An 18,043-nucleotide genomic window follows, 5' to 3' on the forward strand; every position below is an offset into this window, starting at 1 on the left:
TGGCGGGGCGGCTCGCCGGAGAGCAAACCCGTGCCGGAGAGCCTCAGTTACCTCGTCGACGCCGACGCGGGGGAGCGGTGGTGGCTGAGCACGGACCGCGCCCCCAACCCCTGGACGGTGCGCGCCCTGGGCACCGGCCACCGGCGCGGCCGCCTGGAGACATGGTTCCCCGGGTGGACGCGCGACTTCCTCTACGCGCCGGCGGCCCCGTACGGCGAGGAGCCGTCCGCACCCGAACTGACCGTCCTGCGCACGGAGGAGACGGAGACGGGACGGCGCATCACCGCACGCGTCCGCTCCCCGCGCGGGGCCCGCCAGCTCTCCGTCGCGATCCCGGGCGGCGACGTACGGCGCTGGTCCGTCGACGGACGGGCCGTCACCCGCGAGGAGGCCGGAGTCGGGGAGCAGGACCAGCCGTGGGAGCTGTGGCTCCACGCGGTTCCCGCCGACGGCTTCGTACTGGAGCTGGAGCTGCCCGGCAAGCCCGTCGCTCTGCGTCTGCTCGACCGCGACGACGGTCTTCCGCCGCAGGCACGCGAGGAGTTGCTGACGCACGGCGAGGAGCCACCGGGACGCGTCACCGCCGCGGCCCTCGACGTGGAGTCGTGGGGCAACGCGACGTTCGTCAGCACACGCCTCCAGCTCTGACCGCTGCGCACGGGCACCGGCCCGTCCGCCCCGACCCCCGACCACCCCCCGTACCGACCACTCCGTACCGACCCCATCCGCCCACCGACCCACGACCCACGCACCACCGACGAGGAGGTAGGAGCATGGCGGCCTTTCTCGGCGACGACGACTCGGTGACCTGTGTCGTCGTCGTCAACGACGCGGGCCAGTACTCGATCTGGCCGCCGGACCGGGATGTGCCCGCCGGCTGGCGCACCACCGGCTTCTCCGGGAGCCGTTCCGCATGCCTCATCCACATCGACGAGACCTGGACCGATCCGACCGCGCTGCGCACATGACCGCCGCGCGTCGTGCCTCTTCCGTATCGAAGGAGTCGAATATGAACGCACGTCAGCCGCACGCCGACAACGGCGTCGCCCCGCTGGACATGGACGGCCTGTCCCGGATCCTCTTCGGGCACGCCGCGTTCCAGTACCTCAACGCCGCCTGCGAGCTCGGCCTGCCCGAACTGCTCGCCGAACGCAAGGAGTCGAGCCGCGAGGAGATACGGGACGGTCTGGGTCTCGCCGACCGGTCCGTGGACATCCTGCTGCTGGGCTGCACGTCGCTCGGCCTCGTACAGCGGGACGTACAGCAGGAGGAGAACTCCCGCTACCGCCTCGCGCCGGTGGTGCTCGACCTGATGGCCGAGGGCGACTGGCAGCGCTTCAAGGACACGGTCGCCTTCGAGCAGTACATCGTCTACGAGGGCCAGTTGGACTTCACCGACTCGCTGCGGGAGAACCGCAACGTCGGCCTGCGGCGGGTGCGCGGCTCCGGTCGCGACCTCTACCACCGGCTCGCCGAGAACCCGCAGATGGAGCAGGTCTTCTACCGCTACATGCGCTCGTGGTCCGAACTCGCCAACAAGCACCTGGTGGAGCATCTGGATCTCTCCGGCGCCAAGCACCTGCTCGACTGCGGCGGCGGCGATGCGGTCAACGCCATCGCCCTCGCCAAGGCCAACCCCGGTCTCGACATCACGGTCTTCGAGATCCCCGCCTCGCGCACCATCGCGGAGAAGAAGATCGCCCAGGCGGGAGTGGGCGGCCAGGTGTCGGTCGTCACCGGCGACATGTTCAGCGACCCCCTCCCGACCGGCTGCGACGTGGTGATGTTCGCCCACCAATTCGTCATCTGGACGCTGGAGGAGAACACCGCGCTGATGCGCAGGGCGTACGAGGCGCTGCCCGAGGGCGGCAAGCTCGTCGTCTTCAACTCCATGTCCAACGACGAGGGCGACGGGCCGGTCGTCGCGGCGCTCGACAGCGTCTACTTCGCGTCGCTGCCCGCCGAGGGCGGAATGATCTACTCCTGGGCGCAGCACGAGGAGTGCATCCGGGCCGCCGGCTTCCATTCCGCCCAGCGCGTCCCGTTCCCGGGATGGACTCCGCACGGCGTCATCGTCGCCACGAAGTAAGCGCGCCGCACGACCGGCAAGACCGGGGCGGCGGCACCCGTGGGCCGCCGCCCCGCCCCCAGAAGCGACCCAGGGAGGTGAGGGCGTGCTCGACGACGCACTGCGAGACGACGCGGCCCGCATGCGGATGCTGCTGTACGGCCAGCTCGTGTCCAGGGCCGTGAGCGTCCTGGTCCGGCTCGGAATCCCGGAGCTGCTGGCCGAACGCAGCCGCGGCGTGAAGGAGTTGGCGGCGGCGACGAGAACGCACCCCTCCGCGCTGGAGCGGCTGCTGCGTGCGCTCGTCCCCTTCGGCGTCATCGCCGAGGAGGGCGAGGAAGGAGACGGCGCGCGGTTCGGCCTCACCCCGCTGGGCACCACGCTCCAGCCCGAGGTGTCCGGCACCGCACAGCCGACGGCCCTGTTGCTCGCCGACGAGGTCGGTACGGCGTGGACCCGGCTGGAACACACCGTACGGACCGGCGAATCGGCCTTCCGTACGGTCTACGACGCCGATCTCTTCGGCTACTTGGAGCGCAACCCCGGGCTCCGGGAGACCTTCGACAGGTCGCAGGCGGCCGGGCTGACCCTGGAGGTCGACGAGATCTTCGCGTCGATCACCTTCGACCGCTACCGGCACATCGTGGACGTGGGCGGCGGCGACGGGGCGCTGCTGTGCTCCGTACTGCACCGCACACCCGGCAGCGTGGGCACCGTGGTGGACATGCCCGGCACGGTCCCGCTGGCGCAGAAGCGGATCGCCGAGGCGGACCTCGCCCACCGGTGCAGCGCCGAGGTGGGGGACTTCTTCGACCGGGTCCTGCCCGGCAAGGACCTCTACATCCTCAGCCACATCCTGCACGACTGGGACGACCGGAGCGCCCTGCGGATCCTGCGCACCTGCCGGGCGGCGCTCCCCGAGAACGGAAGGATCATGGTCATCGACCTGGTCACCGACGGCTGCCGCGCGCAGGACGACGGTAGCGAGAGCCACCGGCTGCCGGCGGTGATGGACCTGTACATGCTCTCGCTCTTCGGCGCCTCCGGCGGCCAGGAGCGCACCCGCTCGGCCTTCGCCGAACTGCTCGCCGAAGCGGGCCTGGTGGAGGAGGAGGCCGAGGTGCTCCCCAGCGGGATGGCCGTGATCACCGCGCGCAGGAGCGAGTGACGGCGGCGGCCTGACACATCATCACCGGCCCGCCGGCGGCGCGTCACCCGCTCCGTGAGCAGGGCCCTCCGCGCGGTGGGAGGAAGCGTGAGGAGACATGCGCATCACAGCGGACCGGGAGCGGTGCGTGGGCAGCGGGCTGTGCGCCGAGCGGATTCCCGAGGTGTTCGACCAGGACGACGACGCCCTGGTGCTGCTCTGCGCGGACGAGGTTTCGCCCGAGCTGTTGCCGGACGTCCGGGAGGCCGTGGAGCGGTGTCCCACCGAGGCGCTGGCCCTGCACCCGGACGGTACGGCCGGCTGACGCCCCGGCACCGACGCCCCGTCCGCCGCGGGGCGCCCTCCCGAACGTGACGCTCAACTGCAGTGATCCGGAGGAAGAATGTCGAGTGCAACGCAAGAGGAAACCAAACCACCGCCCCCGGCAGAGGGTGCCCCGGTCGTACCGATACCGTCGCTCGCCGCGGCCTTACTGGTCTTCGTCGCCTCGGGCGCGGTGCTGATCCTGGAGAACATCGCGGTCAGGCTGGTGGCGCCCTACATCGGCATCAACCTTCAGGTGAACTCCGCGGTGATCGGCACCGCTCTGGCCTCCATCGCGCTGGGCACGTGGATCGGCGGCCGGGTCGCCGACCGGGTGCCGCCGCGCGCGGTCATCGGCTGGATGCTGATGCTCGGCGGCGTCACCACGCTCCTCGTCCTGCCGGTGGTGCGCGCGGTGGGCAACGTGGTCAAGGGCACCAGTCCCGTCGCGGTGATCACGCTCGCCGCGCTCGCCGTCATCGTGCCTGCCGCGCTCCTGTCCACGGTCACGCCCCTCGTCGTCAAGTTGCAGCTTCACGACCTGTACCGCACGGGCAGCACCGTCGGGCGGCTGTCCAGCCTCGGCACCCTCGGCGGGATCCTCGCCACCTTCGTCACCGGCTTCGTGCTGGTCGCCTCCCTGCGTACCAGCGTGATCCTGCTGGTGCTGGGGATCCTGCTGGCGGTGGGCGGCCTGGTGTGCCAAGTGCTGCTGCGGGGCAGGTCGTTGAAGGCCGTGGCGGCCTTCACCGTGCTCGGCGTCCTCACCACGGGACTGACCCTCGGGGCGCCTCAGCCGTGCGACGCGGAGACCACCTACGCCTGCGCCAAGATCGAGTCCGTGCCGGGCGATCCGTCCCTGCGGATACTGAAGACCAGCAACGCCGAGATCAGCCACGTCGACGTCAAGGATCCGACCAACCTGCACATGGGCTATGTGCAGGCGGTCGTCGCGGCCAGCGACCTCGTCAACCCCGGAGGGCGTCTCGACGGGTTCCACATCGGCGGCGGCGGGATGACGGTGCCCACCTATCTGGAGCGGACGCGTCCGGACGGCGATCAGCTCGTCTACGAGATCGACGGCGGCCTCACGCAACTCGCCAAGGACCGGCTGGCGTTCAAGGAGTCCGACCGGCTGCGGGTCGTCACCGGCGACGGCAGGCAGGGGCTGCAGAAGCAGCCCACCGACAGCCGCGACCTGGTCGTCGAGGACGCGTTCGGCTCGCACAGCCCGCCGTGGCATCTGACCACGGCCGAGCTGATCCGGCACGCGCAGCGTGTGCTCAAGCCCGGGGGCGTCTACACGCTCAACATGATCGACTTCCCGCCCGCCGACTTCGCGCGGTCCGAAGTGGCCACGCTGCGCTCGGTGTTCAAGCACGTCCTGATCGTCTCGTACGACACGATCCTGGACGGGAAGGAGGGCGGCAACGTGGTCGCGGTGGCCAGCGACCGCCCGCTGAGCGCGTCCGAGCTGCAACGCCGGGTGGCGGACCGGGATCCGTCGAAGAAGCTCAAGGTCGCCGGCGAGCAGCGGACGGCCCGCTACGCAGGCGACGCCCAGGTGCTCACCGACGACTACGCCCCCGTCGACCAGCTCATCACGGTGCCGTTGCAGTACTGGTGACGTGGCGCGGCCGGGCGCACCCGCACACCACCGGTGCGGATGTCTTCGCCCGCCGCGTCCGCCCGCTCAGGCCACGGCCTGCGGGAACGTGAAGAAGTGCGAGGGGTCGTACCGGCGCCGCACCCGGCGCAGCCGCTCGTAGTTCTCCGCGTAGTAGGCGCTCTCCCAGCACTCCAGCGCCGGATCGATGAAGTTCTGGTACGCCTCGCCGCTGGAGTGCGGGGTGAGCACCGCGAAGGCGTGGTCGATCCAGGCGCGCGCCGCCCGTCGGTCCTCCTCGCCCGCGTGCTGCGCGCTCAGCCCCACGGAATACCCGACGAACAGCCGGGCGTCGCGGTGCACATACGCGGTGTCGGTACGGGCGGGCACATTGGCCCGGCCTCCCAGAGCCATGAAGTTGAGGTATCGCATCTGGCCCGTGCGGCGGTCCGCCGTGTGGGCTGCGAAGAGGGCCTTCACGGCGTCGTCCGGCAGCGGCTGCGTGGCCAGCCGGTTGCGGTCCAGGACGAACTGCTCACGCGGCAGCCGCCCTCCGCCCGACCCGCCCTCACGGTGACACTCCTCGGTGGACAGCTCCGCGCAGCCGAACGTCTGCATCATCGCCTGGGCGTAGGGGAGTTCGCCGGTCTCCTGTCTGTCGGACGGCCGGCTGCCGACGGCCGACACCAGGGCGTCCAGCGCCTCACGCAACGCCTCGGCCTTCCCCAAGTGGGCCCCGGTGACGAGCACTTGGGGGACCGCGTCCGGCTGCGAGTCGTCCAGCATCACTCCCAGCGAGCCGGCCAGATCGGTGTCCGCTTCCCCGATCCACTCCTGCCAGGCCGCGGCCACCTCCGGGAAGTGCTCGGCCTTCCAGGCAAGGGTGTAGTTGTTCATCGTCGGGACACGTGTCGGCAGCACCTCGAAGTCCGTGACGATGCCGAAGTTGCCGCCACCGCCGCCGCGCAGCGCCCAGAACAGGTCCGGCTCCTCGTCCGCCGAGGCACGGACGATCCGCCCGTCCGCCAGCACCACCTCGGCCGAGACCATGCGGTCGCTGCCGAGCCCGAACTTCCGCGTCTGATGGCCGATTCCGCCGCCCAGCAGATAGCCGCCGGGGCAGACGGTGGGGCAGAGCCCGGAGACGATCTGGAGGTCGTGCGGGGCGAGCGCCGACATCGCGTCCACCGCCTGCGCCCCCGGACCGATCCGTACGGACCGCTCTCCGGGCCGTACCCGGTTCATCCGTGAGACGTCGACGATCAGCCCGTGCGTGGTCGAGTAACCCCCATAACTGTGACCGCCGCTGCGCGTCGCGGTCGTCAGGCCGTGCTCCTGCGCGAACCGCAGACAGCCGGCGACGTCACGGGCGCTGACGCAGTACGCCACGCCCTGGGGACCGACGCCGTCGAACTGGGCCAGCGCGAGCTGTCTGGCGTGTGCGTACGACGGCTCGCCGGAGAGGACCAGGTCGCCGTGGAGCGCGTCGCGCAGCCGGTCCCACGGCACCTTTCCCCGTGGGCCGTTCGCGCCGACCGGCACGCCGGCGCCGGCCGCGTCCGGACCGGTGGCGCCCACCAGTCCGAGTCCGGCAGCGCCTGCCCCCGCGCGTAGTACCGAGCGCCGAGCGATCACGTCCGCCTCCCGTTTCCGAAATCAGTGGAGTAGGCGAGCAGTTGTAGTACCGCTGCCGGGGCCGGGAGGCCGGTTCTTTCGGGCGGGCGACAGAAGCGCATGCCCGGTGCGGAAAAATATCGGTCCACTTTGCCCCCGTTTACGGTTCTTGCTCGCCCCGTTTGTACCGTCTGTCCCTCAAGGCCGCAACGTCCTTCTATACGACCGATATGTGCATGGGCAAAATGGGCCACCGTTCTGCGCTCACCTTGTCCTGTCACCCAGCTCACTTGGGGACAAGAGGCGGAAGGCCCACGCAGTTGGACCCGCCCGCGCGAGAGACGGTAGGAGCTTCACCAGTGACACGCCCCCACGCACCGCAGGCGCCGGCGTACCCGTTCCGTGCCTGCCCCGAACTGCACGTCGAGCCGGAGTACGCCAGGCTGCGGCGCGAAGAGCCCATCACCCGCGTCACCCTGCCGTACGGCGGCGAGGCATGGCTGGTCACGCGCTACGACGACGTCCGGTTCGTGCTGTCCGACAGCCGCTTCAGCCGGGCGGACTCCATCCGTCCAGGGGCGCCGCGGTTCTTCGAGCAGCCGGTCGCCGACGGGCTCGGCTACCTCGATCCGCCGGAGCACACCGCGGTCCGCCGTCTGCTCAACAGGGCGTTCACCGCACGCCGGGTGCAGGCCTTCCGCCCGCGCGTGCAGCAGATCGCCGAGGCGCTGCTGGAGAGCCCGGAGTGCAGCACGCCGCCCGTCGATCTCGCCACCGCCTACGCGCAGCCGCTGGCCGGACGGGTGGTGTGCGAGTTCGTCGGAGTGCCGTACGAGGACAGCGAAAAATTCGCGCCCTTCTTCGACGCGGTGGTTTCGACGACGGCGTTCACGCCCGACCAGATCCAGGCCGCCGTCGTCGGCGTCCAGCGCTACTTCACCGACCTGGTCGCCGCCGAGCGCCGCGACCCCTCGGACACGTTCTTCGGCGAACTCGTCCGGCAGAACGGACAAGAGGGCACGCTCGACGACGAGACGCTGGGCAACCTCGGGTTCGGTGTCGTCATCGCCGGCTACGAGACCACGTCCTCGCAGCTCTGCAACTTCACCTATCTCCTGCTGACGAGACCCGAGCGGCTCAGGGCGCTCCAGGCGGAGCCGGATCGGATCCCGGACGCCGTCGAGGAGTTGCTGCGTTACGTCCCCATGCTCTCCTACGGCGGGAACCCCGTCCGTGCGACGCAGGACGTCACCGTCGCGGGTCGACTGGTGCGCGCCGGCGAGACGGTCGTGCCGTCCAACAACGCCGCCAACCGGGACGAGCAGGTCTTCGCCGGGCCGGACGAACTCGATCTGACCCGCCGCCCCAATGCGCACCTGGCCTTCCACCACGGTCCGCACTTCTGTCTCGGCTCCCAACTGGCCCGGGCCGAGCTGCAGATCGGCCTGCGCACGCTCCTGGAGCGGCGGCCGTCCCTCGCGCTGGACGTCCCGCCGGAGCAGGTCGCCTGGAAGCAGGGATCGGTTCTGCGGGCTCCGGCGGCCCTCCCGGTGCGTTGGTAGGGCCGCGGTCCGAACGCACCTCCCGGCGTGGCGGGTCGGCACGCTCCGACGTGGCGGAATCCGAGCTTCCGTCCCCCTTGAGAGTGGCCTGATTCCAACCTCGCCTCCAAGCCCCTGATGCCCTCTAAACTGAGTAGCTGTTCAGAAATGAGAGGACACGCATGTCCGCGAAAGCTACTTGGACGCGCAGCCAGCTCGCACTGCTGTGGTTACTGTGCTCCGCACAGTTCGTCCTGATCGTCGACGTCGTCGTCGTCAACATCGCCGTTCCGTCGATCCGCGACGAACTCGACGTGCCCGTCAGCTTCCTCCAACTCACCAGCGTCGCCTACACGGTCGCCTTCGGAAGCCTGCTGATCGTCGCCGGACGGGCGGGCGACCTCTTCGGCCGGCGCCGGGTGCTCCTCACGGGGCTCGTCGTCTTCACCGTGATGTCCCTGGTCTGCGGGCTCTCCCAGGAAGGCTGGCAGCTCTTCGCCGCACGCGCCGGACAGGGGCTCGGCGCCGCCATGATCTCGCCCAACGCCATGGCCCTGCTCGTCGGCGGATTCAACGAAGGCGAGCTGCGCAACCGGGCGTTGGGCGTGTGGGCGGCCGTCGGCTCCGCCGGGGCGATCGCCGGTCAGCTCCTCGGCGGGGTGGTGACCGAGTACATCGGATGGCGTGGAATCTTCCTGATCAACGTCCCGATCGGGGCGTTCGTGGTCGTCGCCGCCGTACGGCTGCTGTCCTCGGCCACCCGTACGAAGGAGGAGTCGGCCACGCCGGCCGGACGGCTCGACGTACCGGGCGCGATCCTGCTGGCCGTCACCCTCGGCGGCGCCAGTGTGCTCCTGGCGGACGTCTCCGGCGGCCAGGACTGGCTGATGGTCACCGGTCTGATCGTCCTGGGGTTCCTGGTGACCGCCCTGGTGATGACCGAACGACGCGCCCCCAACCCGGTGCTCCCCGGCGGTCTGCTGGTACGGCGCAACGTCGCCCTCGCCAACATGGTGCTGATGCTGAACGCCAGCGCCACCACATCCGCGCTGTACTTCACCACCCTCACCATGCAGACGGAGATGGGCTACGGAGCGCTGCAGACAGGGCTCGGCTTCGCCCCCGTCACCGTCGTCGTGCTGGTGATCTCGCCGAAGGCGGGCGCGCTCATCGGGCGCATCGGCGTCCGGAAGCTTCTGCTCACCGGTTCGTGTATCTCCGCCCTCGGCCTGCTCGTCCTCGTGTTCACCGCGACCGGCACCGGTGACTACTGGACGGGGATCCTGCCGGGACTGCTCCTGGTCGCCGGCGGCAACGGACTCTCGTACGCGCCCACGTTCTCCCTCGCCACCGCGGTCCCGGAGGAGGAGCACGGCCGCGCGTCGGGCCTCATCAACACCGCACAGGAACTCGGTTCGGCGTCCGGTCTCGCCGTACTGGGCTCCATCGCGGCTCTCAGCGCACTCGGAGGGCTCGGCGACTTCTCGCTCGGCTACCTGCTGGGAGCGGTGGCGGCCTTCAGCGCCGGGATGCTCACCCTCGCGGTGCCCACGCCGGCCCCCGAACCGGAGGCCGCGCAGCCGGAGGCCGTGGAGCAGGCGCCCGAGCAGAAACCGGAACCGGAGACCGACGACGGCTCGGCTGAACCCCTGGCGACCCGTCAGAGTGACACCACGGAGGATGTGTGACCGACGAACTACCCTTCGCCGCGCGCGAGTTGTCCGCCCGCACTCATGCCGGTGAGCTGACCGAACCCTCCCTCACGATGAATCGCCCCGTCACCGCGCCGACGTCCGAAGCGCGCCGGCCCGACCATGGTGACGGTCTGCGTAACCGCCACGTCGGCTTGCCCGGCAAGCGCCACCGCATCCGACTCGATCCCTATGACTCCCTCTTGTCCCAGGAATTCGCCCCCTCGGAAATACCCGTTCCGCCAACCTCGTGCTCTTACGCGGCCGTGGCGGAAATCGATTCCACCGAAGTGGGGGCGTTCTTCCGCGAGTTCGCCCGGAAACCGGACGCCTGTCGAAAGCGGCGGGCTCCGGAACCGTCCCACGTCGGCGTCCGGGCCGCCTGCGAAAGACTCACCGAAGCTAGGGACCACGTCAGAAACGGCTGAGCAGAGCCCTCTTCGGCAGTAAGTACCTGTTCCTTCGGGGGAAGAACAAGGACGTAACCGGTGCTGAGTCGGCCTCCCCCACTGGGTTCGCACCGGATAACGAGACCGAGAGGGCGATTCGGTGAGGCACGATCAAATCGAAGTGAAACTCGTGCGTTGGCCCGTGGAATCGGCAAAGCGGGAAAGGTGCGTCGAGGAGGGGGTCCTCCGTCTACTCATCATAGAGGGCGGGGCGCCGGCGCCATTGTGCTCGGACGTACGGGAGGACTGGGTACGTGCCCCGATCAGCAAACCCGATCTGCGCGCCCGCGTCGCCGCATTACGCGCGAAGTCCTATCCCTTCACCGTGCCTCGTGTCGACCCGAGCGGCGCGCTGAAGTACCGCGACCGCATCGTGGCGATCTCCCCGGCGGAGACCGCGTTGCTGGAGAGCCTGACGACCGCGTTCCAAGGACTCGTCCCCCGCGAGGAGTTGATGAGCCGCCTCGTGGAGCGCCAGGCGTGCAGCACCCGGAACGCCCTGGACCTGCACATCATGCGTATACGCCGACGCATCAGGCCGCTGGGGCTGACGCTTCAGACGGCGTGGGGACGGGGCTACATCCTGGAGCACGCCACCGACGCCGGGGAGTGAGCGGCTCTGCGCGTCCTTGTCCCGCTGTTCAGCTAGTGGGATGTCACCGGCGGCCCGCTGCGGAGCGACGGTTGCGGGCTGCGGGCTGTCCACCCGTCCCGCGACGGGCAGTTGGCCAGGCCCGGCCACTCCACGGCGGTTCCCGACCGCACCGTTCCGTCAGCGCAGATCCGCGACAAGTCGCTCGGCGAGCTTCTGTGACGACTGAGGGTTCTGCCCCGTGTAGAGGTTCCTGTCGACGACGACGAACGGCCGCAAGGGCAGACGTCCCTTGCGGTAGTCGACGCCGCTCTCCTTCAGCTTGTCCTCCAGAAGCCACGGGGCCTTCTTCGCGAACCGGTTCAGCAGCTCCTCGCGGTTCGACAGGCCCGTCATCTCATAGCCCGCGAACGGCGTGCTGCCGTCTTCCGACGCCGCCGCGAGAATCGCCGCCGGCGCGTGGCACAGCAGCGCGAGCGGCTTGCCCGACGTGAGACGCTCGGCCAGCAGCGCACCGGAGGCCGTGTCGTACGCCAGGTCCTCCATCGGTCCGTGGCCGCCGGGGTAGAAGACCAAGTCGTAGGCGCCGGCGTCCACTTGGGAAAGGTTCGCCGGGGCGGTGAGCACCGGTGCGAGCCGGTCCAGCTCGGCCTGGATCCTGCGGGTCTTGGCGGGCAGGCCGCCCGAGAGGCCGAGGCTGAGACGGTCCACGGTGGGGGCCTTGCCGCCGGGCGTGGCGACCGTGACGTCCCACCCCGCCGCCGTGAACACCTCGTACGGCACGACGAATTCCTCGGCCCAGAAGCCGGAGGGGTGCTCGGTGCCGTCGTCGAGCGTCCAGTGGTCGGCGGCGCTGAGCACCATGAGGACCGTGGCCGTCATGTGTTCCCTTCGACGGTGATGCGGCGGTCGATCTCGGCAGCCGCGGCCAAGGGGCCCTGTGCTGCCTGCGCGTCCGACGACGCGTACCCCCGGGCAGGGACGTGAAGCGTGACGGACGACTCCCTCAGTCCGACTCGGGTTTGGTCGCCGTGACCAGCCAGGTGGCGAGCCACGGTCCGCCCCACCAGAACCGCCAGCCGAGGCTGCGCCGTGACACGCCGTTCATCCCCGACTCCCGCAGCCTGGCGGCGTATCGCTTCGTGAAGCCGATGTCGGCGACGGCGAGCCGTCCGCCGGGCCGCAGCACCCGTACGGCCTCGTCGACCGCCGCGAGGCGGCCGGCCATGGTGGAGACGTTGTGGATGGCGAGGCTGCTCACGATGACGTCGAACCGGCCGTCGTCGAACGGCATGTGCGTCATGTCGCCGGTGCACACCTCGATCCGCTCGCTGACGCCCTCGAGTTCGGCGTTGCGCCACGTGGCGTCGGGGGAGTTGCCGGTCTGGTCGGCGCGCCAGATGTCGATGCCCGTGGCGCGCCCGCCGGGCAGCAGCTTGGCCACGGACAGCAGCACGGCGCCGCGCCCGCACCCCATGTCGAGTACCTCTTCGTCGCCGCGCAGCCCCAGCCCCTGGAGTACGGGCCCCCACGCCTCGAACTTCCCCACGCGTGTGGCACGTACCGCGGTGACACCGAAGGCCACCAACAGGACGGCGACGAGGCCGGCCGCGACGGCGGACGCCACCTCGCCGCGCCCCGAGTACAAGACGGCGAACTCCGCCGGTACCAGGCAGATCAGTATGTAGACGGCCGCGACGACGGGCGCCGGTATCACGCGGTAGTCCCCGTCGAAGCCGTAGTCGCCTCGGGGACGGCCGAACTCCCCTGCGTTCTCAGTCATTTCGCGCTCCCATAGGTCACCTCGCGGAATTCGCGGGCCAGTTGCTCGAAGATCTCGATCGCCTTGACCGCCACGGGCCGCGGTACGGAGCGCGGCAGCGTGGGCGGTTCGAAGGCGTGGTGCAGGGTGTCCGCCACGTGGTCGGCCTTCTCTTCCAGCCCGAGTACGACCTCGTGCGACAGCAGCGGCTCCGATGCGAAGAAGCCGTAGACGACCGCCGGCAGCGGATAGTCCAGATCCTCGGGGCGCAGACCGTCGCGCAGCAGACCGTGCTCGCCCAGCAGACCGAGATATTCGCGGGACGCGACGAGCTTGGCGCCCTCCAGCGGCCGTCTGCGGGGGTCGGCGAGGAGCCGGTCCAGCGTCTCGGCGTCCCGGGTGAACACGGCCCGCAGCACCGGCCGTTGCATCGCCTCGACGAACAGCCGCCGCATGTAGCGGTGCAGCAGCACCTCTCTCGTGTCGGCCCGCATCGCCGCCACGACGGCGTCGATCGCGCCCGCGGCTTCCCGCGCGGCGACCGCGAGAAAGATCTGCTCGCGCCCGGACCAGTGAAGGTAGACGGTCCCCTTGCCGACTCCGGCCCGCCCGGCGACCTCGTCGATCGTCACGCGCCGGTGCCCCCAGCGCAGCAGCAGATCCGCGGTGACATCCAGGATCCGGTCGGCACGTTCCCGCCGGTCCGCGGGCTGTCCTCTGGCCATGTCCACCGCCCTGTCGTCGCGGTCTCAGAGATGAACGATGACTAGATTAGCACTTTGGTCATTCTCCCTTGGGTGCGGGTGCTGCGCGAGAACTCCTCGCGAGGCCATCGCAAGCAGAGGGCGCGTCTCCGAACCGGGGGAGCGTCCCCTCGCCTCAACACCCCATCACCCGCCCCCTGTTGCGGATGTACGCCTCGGTCCCCGCCAGCCCCGACGTCTACGGCGGCCGTACGACAGGCGGCGTCACCACTCGCCTGCTCACGGCGTGCTGAGCGGCCGGTTGCTCATGGATTGACACGATATGCCCGTACTTGCCCACGTGCTGACGTGCCGTCACCGCGGGCGTCCATCGGGCCGCTGCCCTGCCCCACGGCGGTCGGCGACCACATGCGCGATCGGAGAAAACAGAATGGTCAGTCGTCGGACGGTCTTGCGGTACGGAGCCCAGGCATCGGCCCTGGCGGGAGCCGGACTGCTGAACGGCCCTGCCGTACACGGTGCTTACGCCGCCGACAAACAGAGAGCGGCACATCGGCTGCCGGCCTCGGCATGGCGGGACCTGGCACGGGCGCTGAGCCCGGGCGCCGGGCTGTACCGGCCGGGCGACGCCCCGTACGAGCGGCTGGCCCTGCCGGACAACCTCCGGTACGCGGCCGTACAGCCCGCCGGCATCGTCGCGTGCGCCACGGAGAGCGACGTACGGGCGGCCCTGGGCTGGGCCGCGGACCACGGCATGCCGTTCGCGCCCAGATCCGGCGGCCACAACTACGCGGGCTACTCCACCACCCCGGGTCTGCTGATCAGCCTGCGGCGCATGAACGACGTGACGCCCAGCGGCCGCACGCTGGTCCTGGGCGGCGGCGCCACCAACTCGGACGTCTCCGACGCCCGTGCGGCCAACCTCTACTTCCCGGGCGGACGTTGCCCCGGCGTCGGCGTCGCCGGACTGACGCTGGGCGGCGGGCTCGGCTTCAACGACCGCCAGTGGGGCATGACATGCGACCGGCTGCTGGAGACCCGGCTCGTGCTGGCCGACGGTTCGCTGGTGCGGGCCAGCGCGGAGGAGAACGCGGATTTGTTCTGGGCCTGCCGCGGCGGAGCCGGCGGCAACTTCGGCATCAACACCGGTTTCGTCTTCGACGCCGTCGACGTCTCCGCCCTGCGCGCCACCGTCTTCGATCTGACCTTCCCCGCCCGGCGCGGTGTCGAGGTGATGAGCGCCGTGCAGGAAGTCCTCGCGACGGACGAGCGCGGCGACTTCGACGTACGGATCGGCTTCAGGAACGACGGCGACGGAAGCGCGCCGGTCCTGTGGCTGCTCGGCCAGCGGCTGGGCCCGGAGGACGGACTGCGCCGCGCCCTCGCCCCGGTGCTGCGGCTGGGCCCGGAGAAGACGTTCATGCAGGAGCGGCACTTCTGGAACGCGCAGGACTATCTGATGGAACGCCCCGGCGCTCCGGCCGCGATGGCGTCGAAGTCCCTGGTCCCGCAGCGGTGGCTCGAACCGCGTTCCGTCGAGGACATCGTGGAGTGGATCGGCGGCTGGCAGCCCGGCCGGAAGGGCGACGTCGGCTACGTCACCCTCTTCGCCATGGGCGGCGCCAGCTCGAAGCCCTCCCCGCACGAGACGGCCTATCCGCACCGCAAGGCCACGTTCGTCATCGACATCGGCAGCCACTGGGCCCCCCGCACCCCGCACCACACCGTCGACCGTCTGCTGGCCCAACTGCGCGCCATGCACGGCACGTTGAGCCGTGCGCTGGAGACGTCGGCGGCGTACGTGAACTTCCCCGACTCCGACCTCCGCCACTGGCAGCACGCCTACTACGACGGCAACTACCGGCGGCTCGTCACCGTCAAGCGCCGCTACGACCCGACGGGTCTGTTCCGCTACGGCCAGAGCATCGGCGAACGAACCGGCAGCCGGCCCGTCAACCGCTAAGGCCAAGCGCTGAGAAGGCGCTTGTTCCGTTGCCTCGTCTACACGGCGTGACCTTGAAGAATGTGCTTCCGATCGAATCGCCCCAACGCCCGCAATGAGCCTACGAGTTTCCGGGGCGAGCACCTCGTCGAGTGCTACGCCGTGAAAGACGGCATCGTCGTGGCGAGGGACCGCAGCGATGTTCCCATCAGCGGCACGAGCAGGGCATAGCTGCTGCGCTCGTCGCGCTGGCACCCGGTGTCTTCACATCGAGCCGGAAGCCGGTCACTTCCGGTACCGCTGGGCCACTGCCGTGAAGGCGGCCTTGGGTTCCCATTCCATGTCGGGGTAGGTCTGCCCCCGGCGTCCTTCGAGGAGTTTGACGATGCCCAGGCCGGCCCGGTCCAGGTCGTCCCGGGGATCGCCGTCCGGGCGGTGCGGGTAGCCGGGCAAGGCGAACAGGAACACGAACGCGCTGTCCACGCCTTCGGAGTCGAAGATCTCCAGGAGTTCGCTCAGATAGGCGGCCTGGCCGGCCTCGTCTCGCTCGTATATGCCGTTGAGTCGAAGTGGGGCCTTGGTCTGCGGGTCGTGCTCGACCACTTCCAGCACGCGCCCGCCGCGGTCTCCCGCGCCGCGGTAGGCCGCAGTGCCGAACCCGGTGATGGCGAGCGGCTTCGGGCCCTGGGCCAGGGTGCGCACGGCGTCCCGGAACCGGTCGGCGACCTCGGCGGAGCGGATCAGCTCGAACGTCACAATGTCGAAGGGGGTCCAGTCGACCTGCTCGAACTGGATGGACGCGTAGGTGAGTTTGCCCTGGAAGCGCTCGCGGACCGTGGCCGCGGCATCGCGGAGGAACGCGTTGATGCGCACGCCGAGTTCGCGCATCGCTTCGGCGCGCTGCTCGGGTTGGCTCATCAGCTGCTCGACCCGCTCCTCGGGGCTCTCTCCGGGCAGGAATCCGCGGTTCATCACGCTCAGTTCGACCCCGGCGACGAACACGACTGTGGCCCCCTGCTGCCGGAGCCGTTCCGCTCGCTCGGAGCAGTCGCGGAAGAGCGCGAGGATCTGCTCCGGGTCCAGCTCCAGCGGGTAGGGCGAGAACCAGACCTCCAGGCCGAGTTCGGCGGCGGCGCCGGCGGCCAGCTCCAGTCGGTCCGGGTCACCGCCGATGATCTGGACCGCATTGCAGTGCAGGTCGTCGCGGATGATGGCGAGCTCACGCCGGACCACCGCCGGGTCGAAGTGCTCGCGGGATAGCTGGCCGTGCACGACGAATCCGGTGTCGTAGGTCATTCCTCTTGCTCGCATGGTGACGTCCCCTCCGTCGGTCTCGGGCGGATTGAGGCTGACAGGAAAAGTGCGTGCACGCAAGTTTGCGTGCGCGCAACTCTGTGTGGAACGCTGAGCCCCGTGACGACACCACGACCAGGGCTGCGGGAGCGGAAGAAGCAGGCCACGCGCGAGGCGCTGCGCGAGGCGGCCCTGCGCCTGGCCGTGGAGCGCGGACCGGATCAGGTACGGGTCGAGGACATCGCCGAGGCAGCCGGGGTCTCGCCGCGCACCTACAACAACTACTTCGCCAGCCGAGAGCAGGCGATCGTCTCCGCTGTCACCGCGGACCGGGAAGCGCGCATCGCGGCGGCGGTCGCGGCCCGGTCCGCAGAAGTGCGCCTGGCCGACGCCGTTACCGAGGCAGTGGTCGAGCAGTACACGAACGCCGGCGAGCGCGAACAGCGGGCGCTGCTGCTGATCACCACCCAGAGCGCGCTGCGCGACGCATTCCTCGACGCCACCGCCGACATCGAGCCCCCGCTCACGGCGGTGATCGCTGAACGCCTGGACGGCGCCGAAGCGCACACAGCCCGCGTCCTCGCGGCAAGCGTGGCCGCGGCAGTTCGCATCGCGCTGGAAAGCTGGCTCCGGCCGGCCCAGAACGCGGAGACCGCCGGGAGTCGCGCCGCCGGAGGACTGGTCGTGCCCTCCGGCTCACTGTCCGGCCAGCTCCGCGCGGCACTGGCCCCGCTCGCGCCCGCGTTCGACGCCGCCGAGCAACACACGCAGCCGTGAAGCCGCCCCAACTGGGGCATTCCGCTGGACGAACAGCAGATCCGGAACATGCCGATGCACCCAGCCAGCACCCTCGTCGGCCGAGTCAACATGGATGACCCCGCGTCAGGTCGCGGTCTACGACAGGAGTACCGAGCTCGCTTGCGGCCCACGAGCATGGCCTGGCCGGGCGATCTCCTCGGCAGGGCGGAAGGAAACACGGCGACTCATGCACCGTGAGCAGCCGCACGCCCGCTCCCAAGGGCCGTCGGCAGCCGTCGAGAGGCGACCGTACGGCTGCTGCCGGTGGAGGATCCCGAACGTGTGCTTCCCGTGACCGCGGACACGGGGGGCGAGGCGCCGGGTCGCCCGGGCCGTGCGCGGCGATCGGCCCCGGAGTGGTTGGTGCCGTCCTGCGGCGCAGATTTCCCGGGTGGGCGAGGCGAACATAACGCTGGTGTGTCATGGAGAAAATCTGTAGCGGCGAGAGTAGACATGGCGCAGTGCGGAGGTTAGGGACTTGCCCGTACTCAAGAGGTCCGAGAGTGCGGCAG

At 70.1% G+C, this 18,043-nt stretch carries 17 protein-coding genes and 1 pseudogene; 13 read left to right on the forward strand and 5 right to left on the reverse strand.

The genetic code is table 11. From position 1 onward, the window contains the following. The 6 genes and pseudogenes from AN218_RS26240 to AN218_RS26265 all read left to right on the forward strand — a co-directional run. Positions 1–648, forward strand: a pseudogene (locus tag AN218_RS26240) (hypothetical protein); the annotation flags it as partial. Positions 649–773: 125 nt separating this feature from the next. Beyond that, positions 774–968: an MbtH family protein gene (locus tag AN218_RS26245; protein ID WP_070019528.1), complete on the forward strand. Its 195-nt coding sequence runs from the start codon at positions 774–776 to the stop codon at positions 966–968. Between the two features lie 41 nt (positions 969–1,009). Further along, positions 1,010–2,089, forward strand: coding sequence for a methyltransferase (locus AN218_RS26250; protein WP_070019530.1), 1,080 nt, complete (start codon positions 1,010–1,012; stop codon positions 2,087–2,089). 85 nt (positions 2,090–2,174) lie between these two features. Continuing rightward, entirely contained in the window at positions 2,175–3,236 is a 1,062-nt protein-coding gene (locus tag AN218_RS26255) for a methyltransferase (RefSeq protein WP_244900727.1), read from the forward strand. 97 nt (positions 3,237–3,333) lie between these two features. Further along, a complete protein-coding gene (locus AN218_RS26260) occupies positions 3,334–3,540 on the forward strand; it encodes a ferredoxin (protein WP_070019532.1) in 207 nt (68 codons plus the stop codon). A gap of 78 nt (positions 3,541–3,618) precedes the next feature. After that, positions 3,619–5,166, forward strand: coding sequence for a fused MFS/spermidine synthase (locus AN218_RS26265; RefSeq protein WP_070019534.1), 1,548 nt, complete (start codon positions 3,619–3,621; stop codon positions 5,164–5,166). Between the two features lie 66 nt (positions 5,167–5,232). On the opposite strand, the gene AN218_RS26270 is transcribed toward AN218_RS26265, so the two are convergent. Continuing rightward, positions 5,233–6,723 (reverse strand): FAD-binding oxidoreductase, encoded by a 1,491-nt coding sequence (locus AN218_RS26270; RefSeq protein WP_171908803.1) that lies wholly within the window; start codon positions 6,721–6,723, stop codon positions 5,233–5,235. 395 nt (positions 6,724–7,118) lie between these two features. On the opposite strand from AN218_RS26270, the gene AN218_RS26275 reads away from it, so the two are divergent. From AN218_RS26275 to AN218_RS26285, 4 genes are all read left to right on the forward strand, one after another. Further along, complete coding sequence (locus AN218_RS26275; protein WP_070019538.1) at positions 7,119–8,321, forward strand: cytochrome P450; 1,203 nt, start codon at positions 7,119–7,121, stop codon at positions 8,319–8,321. A gap of 161 nt (positions 8,322–8,482) precedes the next feature. Beyond that, positions 8,483–9,988 carry an MFS transporter gene (locus AN218_RS26280; protein ID WP_070019540.1) on the forward strand — a complete coding sequence of 502 codons (1,506 nt, stop codon included), beginning with the start codon at positions 8,483–8,485 and terminating at the stop codon, positions 9,986–9,988. After that, the gene (locus tag AN218_RS36205) at positions 9,985–10,419 is read left to right on the forward strand and encodes a hypothetical protein (RefSeq protein WP_141747698.1); all 435 of its coding nucleotides are present in this window, start codon (positions 9,985–9,987) and stop codon (positions 10,417–10,419) included. The genes AN218_RS26280 and AN218_RS36205 overlap by 4 nt, the downstream gene beginning before the upstream one ends. A 346-nt stretch (positions 10,420–10,765) precedes the next feature. Further along, positions 10,766–11,053 (forward strand): helix-turn-helix domain-containing protein, encoded by a 288-nt coding sequence (locus AN218_RS26285; protein WP_216311808.1) that lies wholly within the window; start codon positions 10,766–10,768, stop codon positions 11,051–11,053. Between the two features lie 159 nt (positions 11,054–11,212). On the opposite strand, the gene AN218_RS26290 is transcribed toward AN218_RS26285, so the two are convergent. From AN218_RS26290 to AN218_RS26300, 3 genes are all read right to left on the reverse strand, one after another. Further along, positions 11,213–11,914, reverse strand: coding sequence for a type 1 glutamine amidotransferase domain-containing protein (locus tag AN218_RS26290; protein WP_070019542.1), 702 nt, complete (start codon positions 11,912–11,914; stop codon positions 11,213–11,215). A gap of 124 nt (positions 11,915–12,038) precedes the next feature. After that, positions 12,039–12,815 carry a class I SAM-dependent methyltransferase gene (locus tag AN218_RS26295; protein ID WP_070019547.1) on the reverse strand — a complete coding sequence of 259 codons (777 nt, stop codon included), beginning with the start codon at positions 12,813–12,815 and terminating at the stop codon, positions 12,039–12,041. After that, the gene (locus AN218_RS26300) at positions 12,812–13,519 is read right to left on the reverse strand and encodes a TetR/AcrR family transcriptional regulator (protein ID WP_070019557.1); all 708 of its coding nucleotides are present in this window, start codon (positions 13,517–13,519) and stop codon (positions 12,812–12,814) included. Before AN218_RS26300 ends, AN218_RS26295 begins: the two co-directional genes overlap by 4 nt. A 409-nt stretch (positions 13,520–13,928) precedes the next feature. Between AN218_RS26300 and AN218_RS26305 the strand changes: the two genes are divergently transcribed. Together AN218_RS26305 and AN218_RS37090 are read left to right on the forward strand one after the other, a co-directional pair. Further along, on the forward strand, positions 13,929–15,461 hold the full coding sequence (locus AN218_RS26305; protein ID WP_171908804.1) for an FAD-binding oxidoreductase: 1,533 nt from the start codon (positions 13,929–13,931) through the stop codon (positions 15,459–15,461). Between the two features lie 60 nt (positions 15,462–15,521). Continuing rightward, positions 15,522–15,671, forward strand: coding sequence for a nucleotide-binding domain-containing protein (locus AN218_RS37090; RefSeq protein ID WP_171908805.1), 150 nt, complete (start codon positions 15,522–15,524; stop codon positions 15,669–15,671). Between the two features lie 54 nt (positions 15,672–15,725). Here the strand turns inward: AN218_RS37090 and AN218_RS26310 are convergent, their stop codons facing one another. Continuing rightward, positions 15,726–16,736, reverse strand: a complete 1,011-nt coding sequence (locus AN218_RS26310; RefSeq protein WP_070019551.1) for a hypothetical protein — start codon at positions 16,734–16,736, stop codon at positions 15,726–15,728. A 117-nt stretch (positions 16,737–16,853) separates the two neighbouring features. On the opposite strand from AN218_RS26310, the gene AN218_RS26315 reads away from it, so the two are divergent. Beyond that, the gene (locus AN218_RS26315) at positions 16,854–17,510 is read left to right on the forward strand and encodes a TetR/AcrR family transcriptional regulator (protein ID WP_070019553.1); all 657 of its coding nucleotides are present in this window, start codon (positions 16,854–16,856) and stop codon (positions 17,508–17,510) included. The last annotated feature ends 533 nt before the right edge of the window (positions 17,511–18,043 follow it).

This window comes from Streptomyces nanshensis (assembly GCF_001751255.1).
Lineage (GTDB): Bacteria > Actinomycetota > Actinomycetes > Streptomycetales > Streptomycetaceae > Streptomyces > Streptomyces nanshensis_A.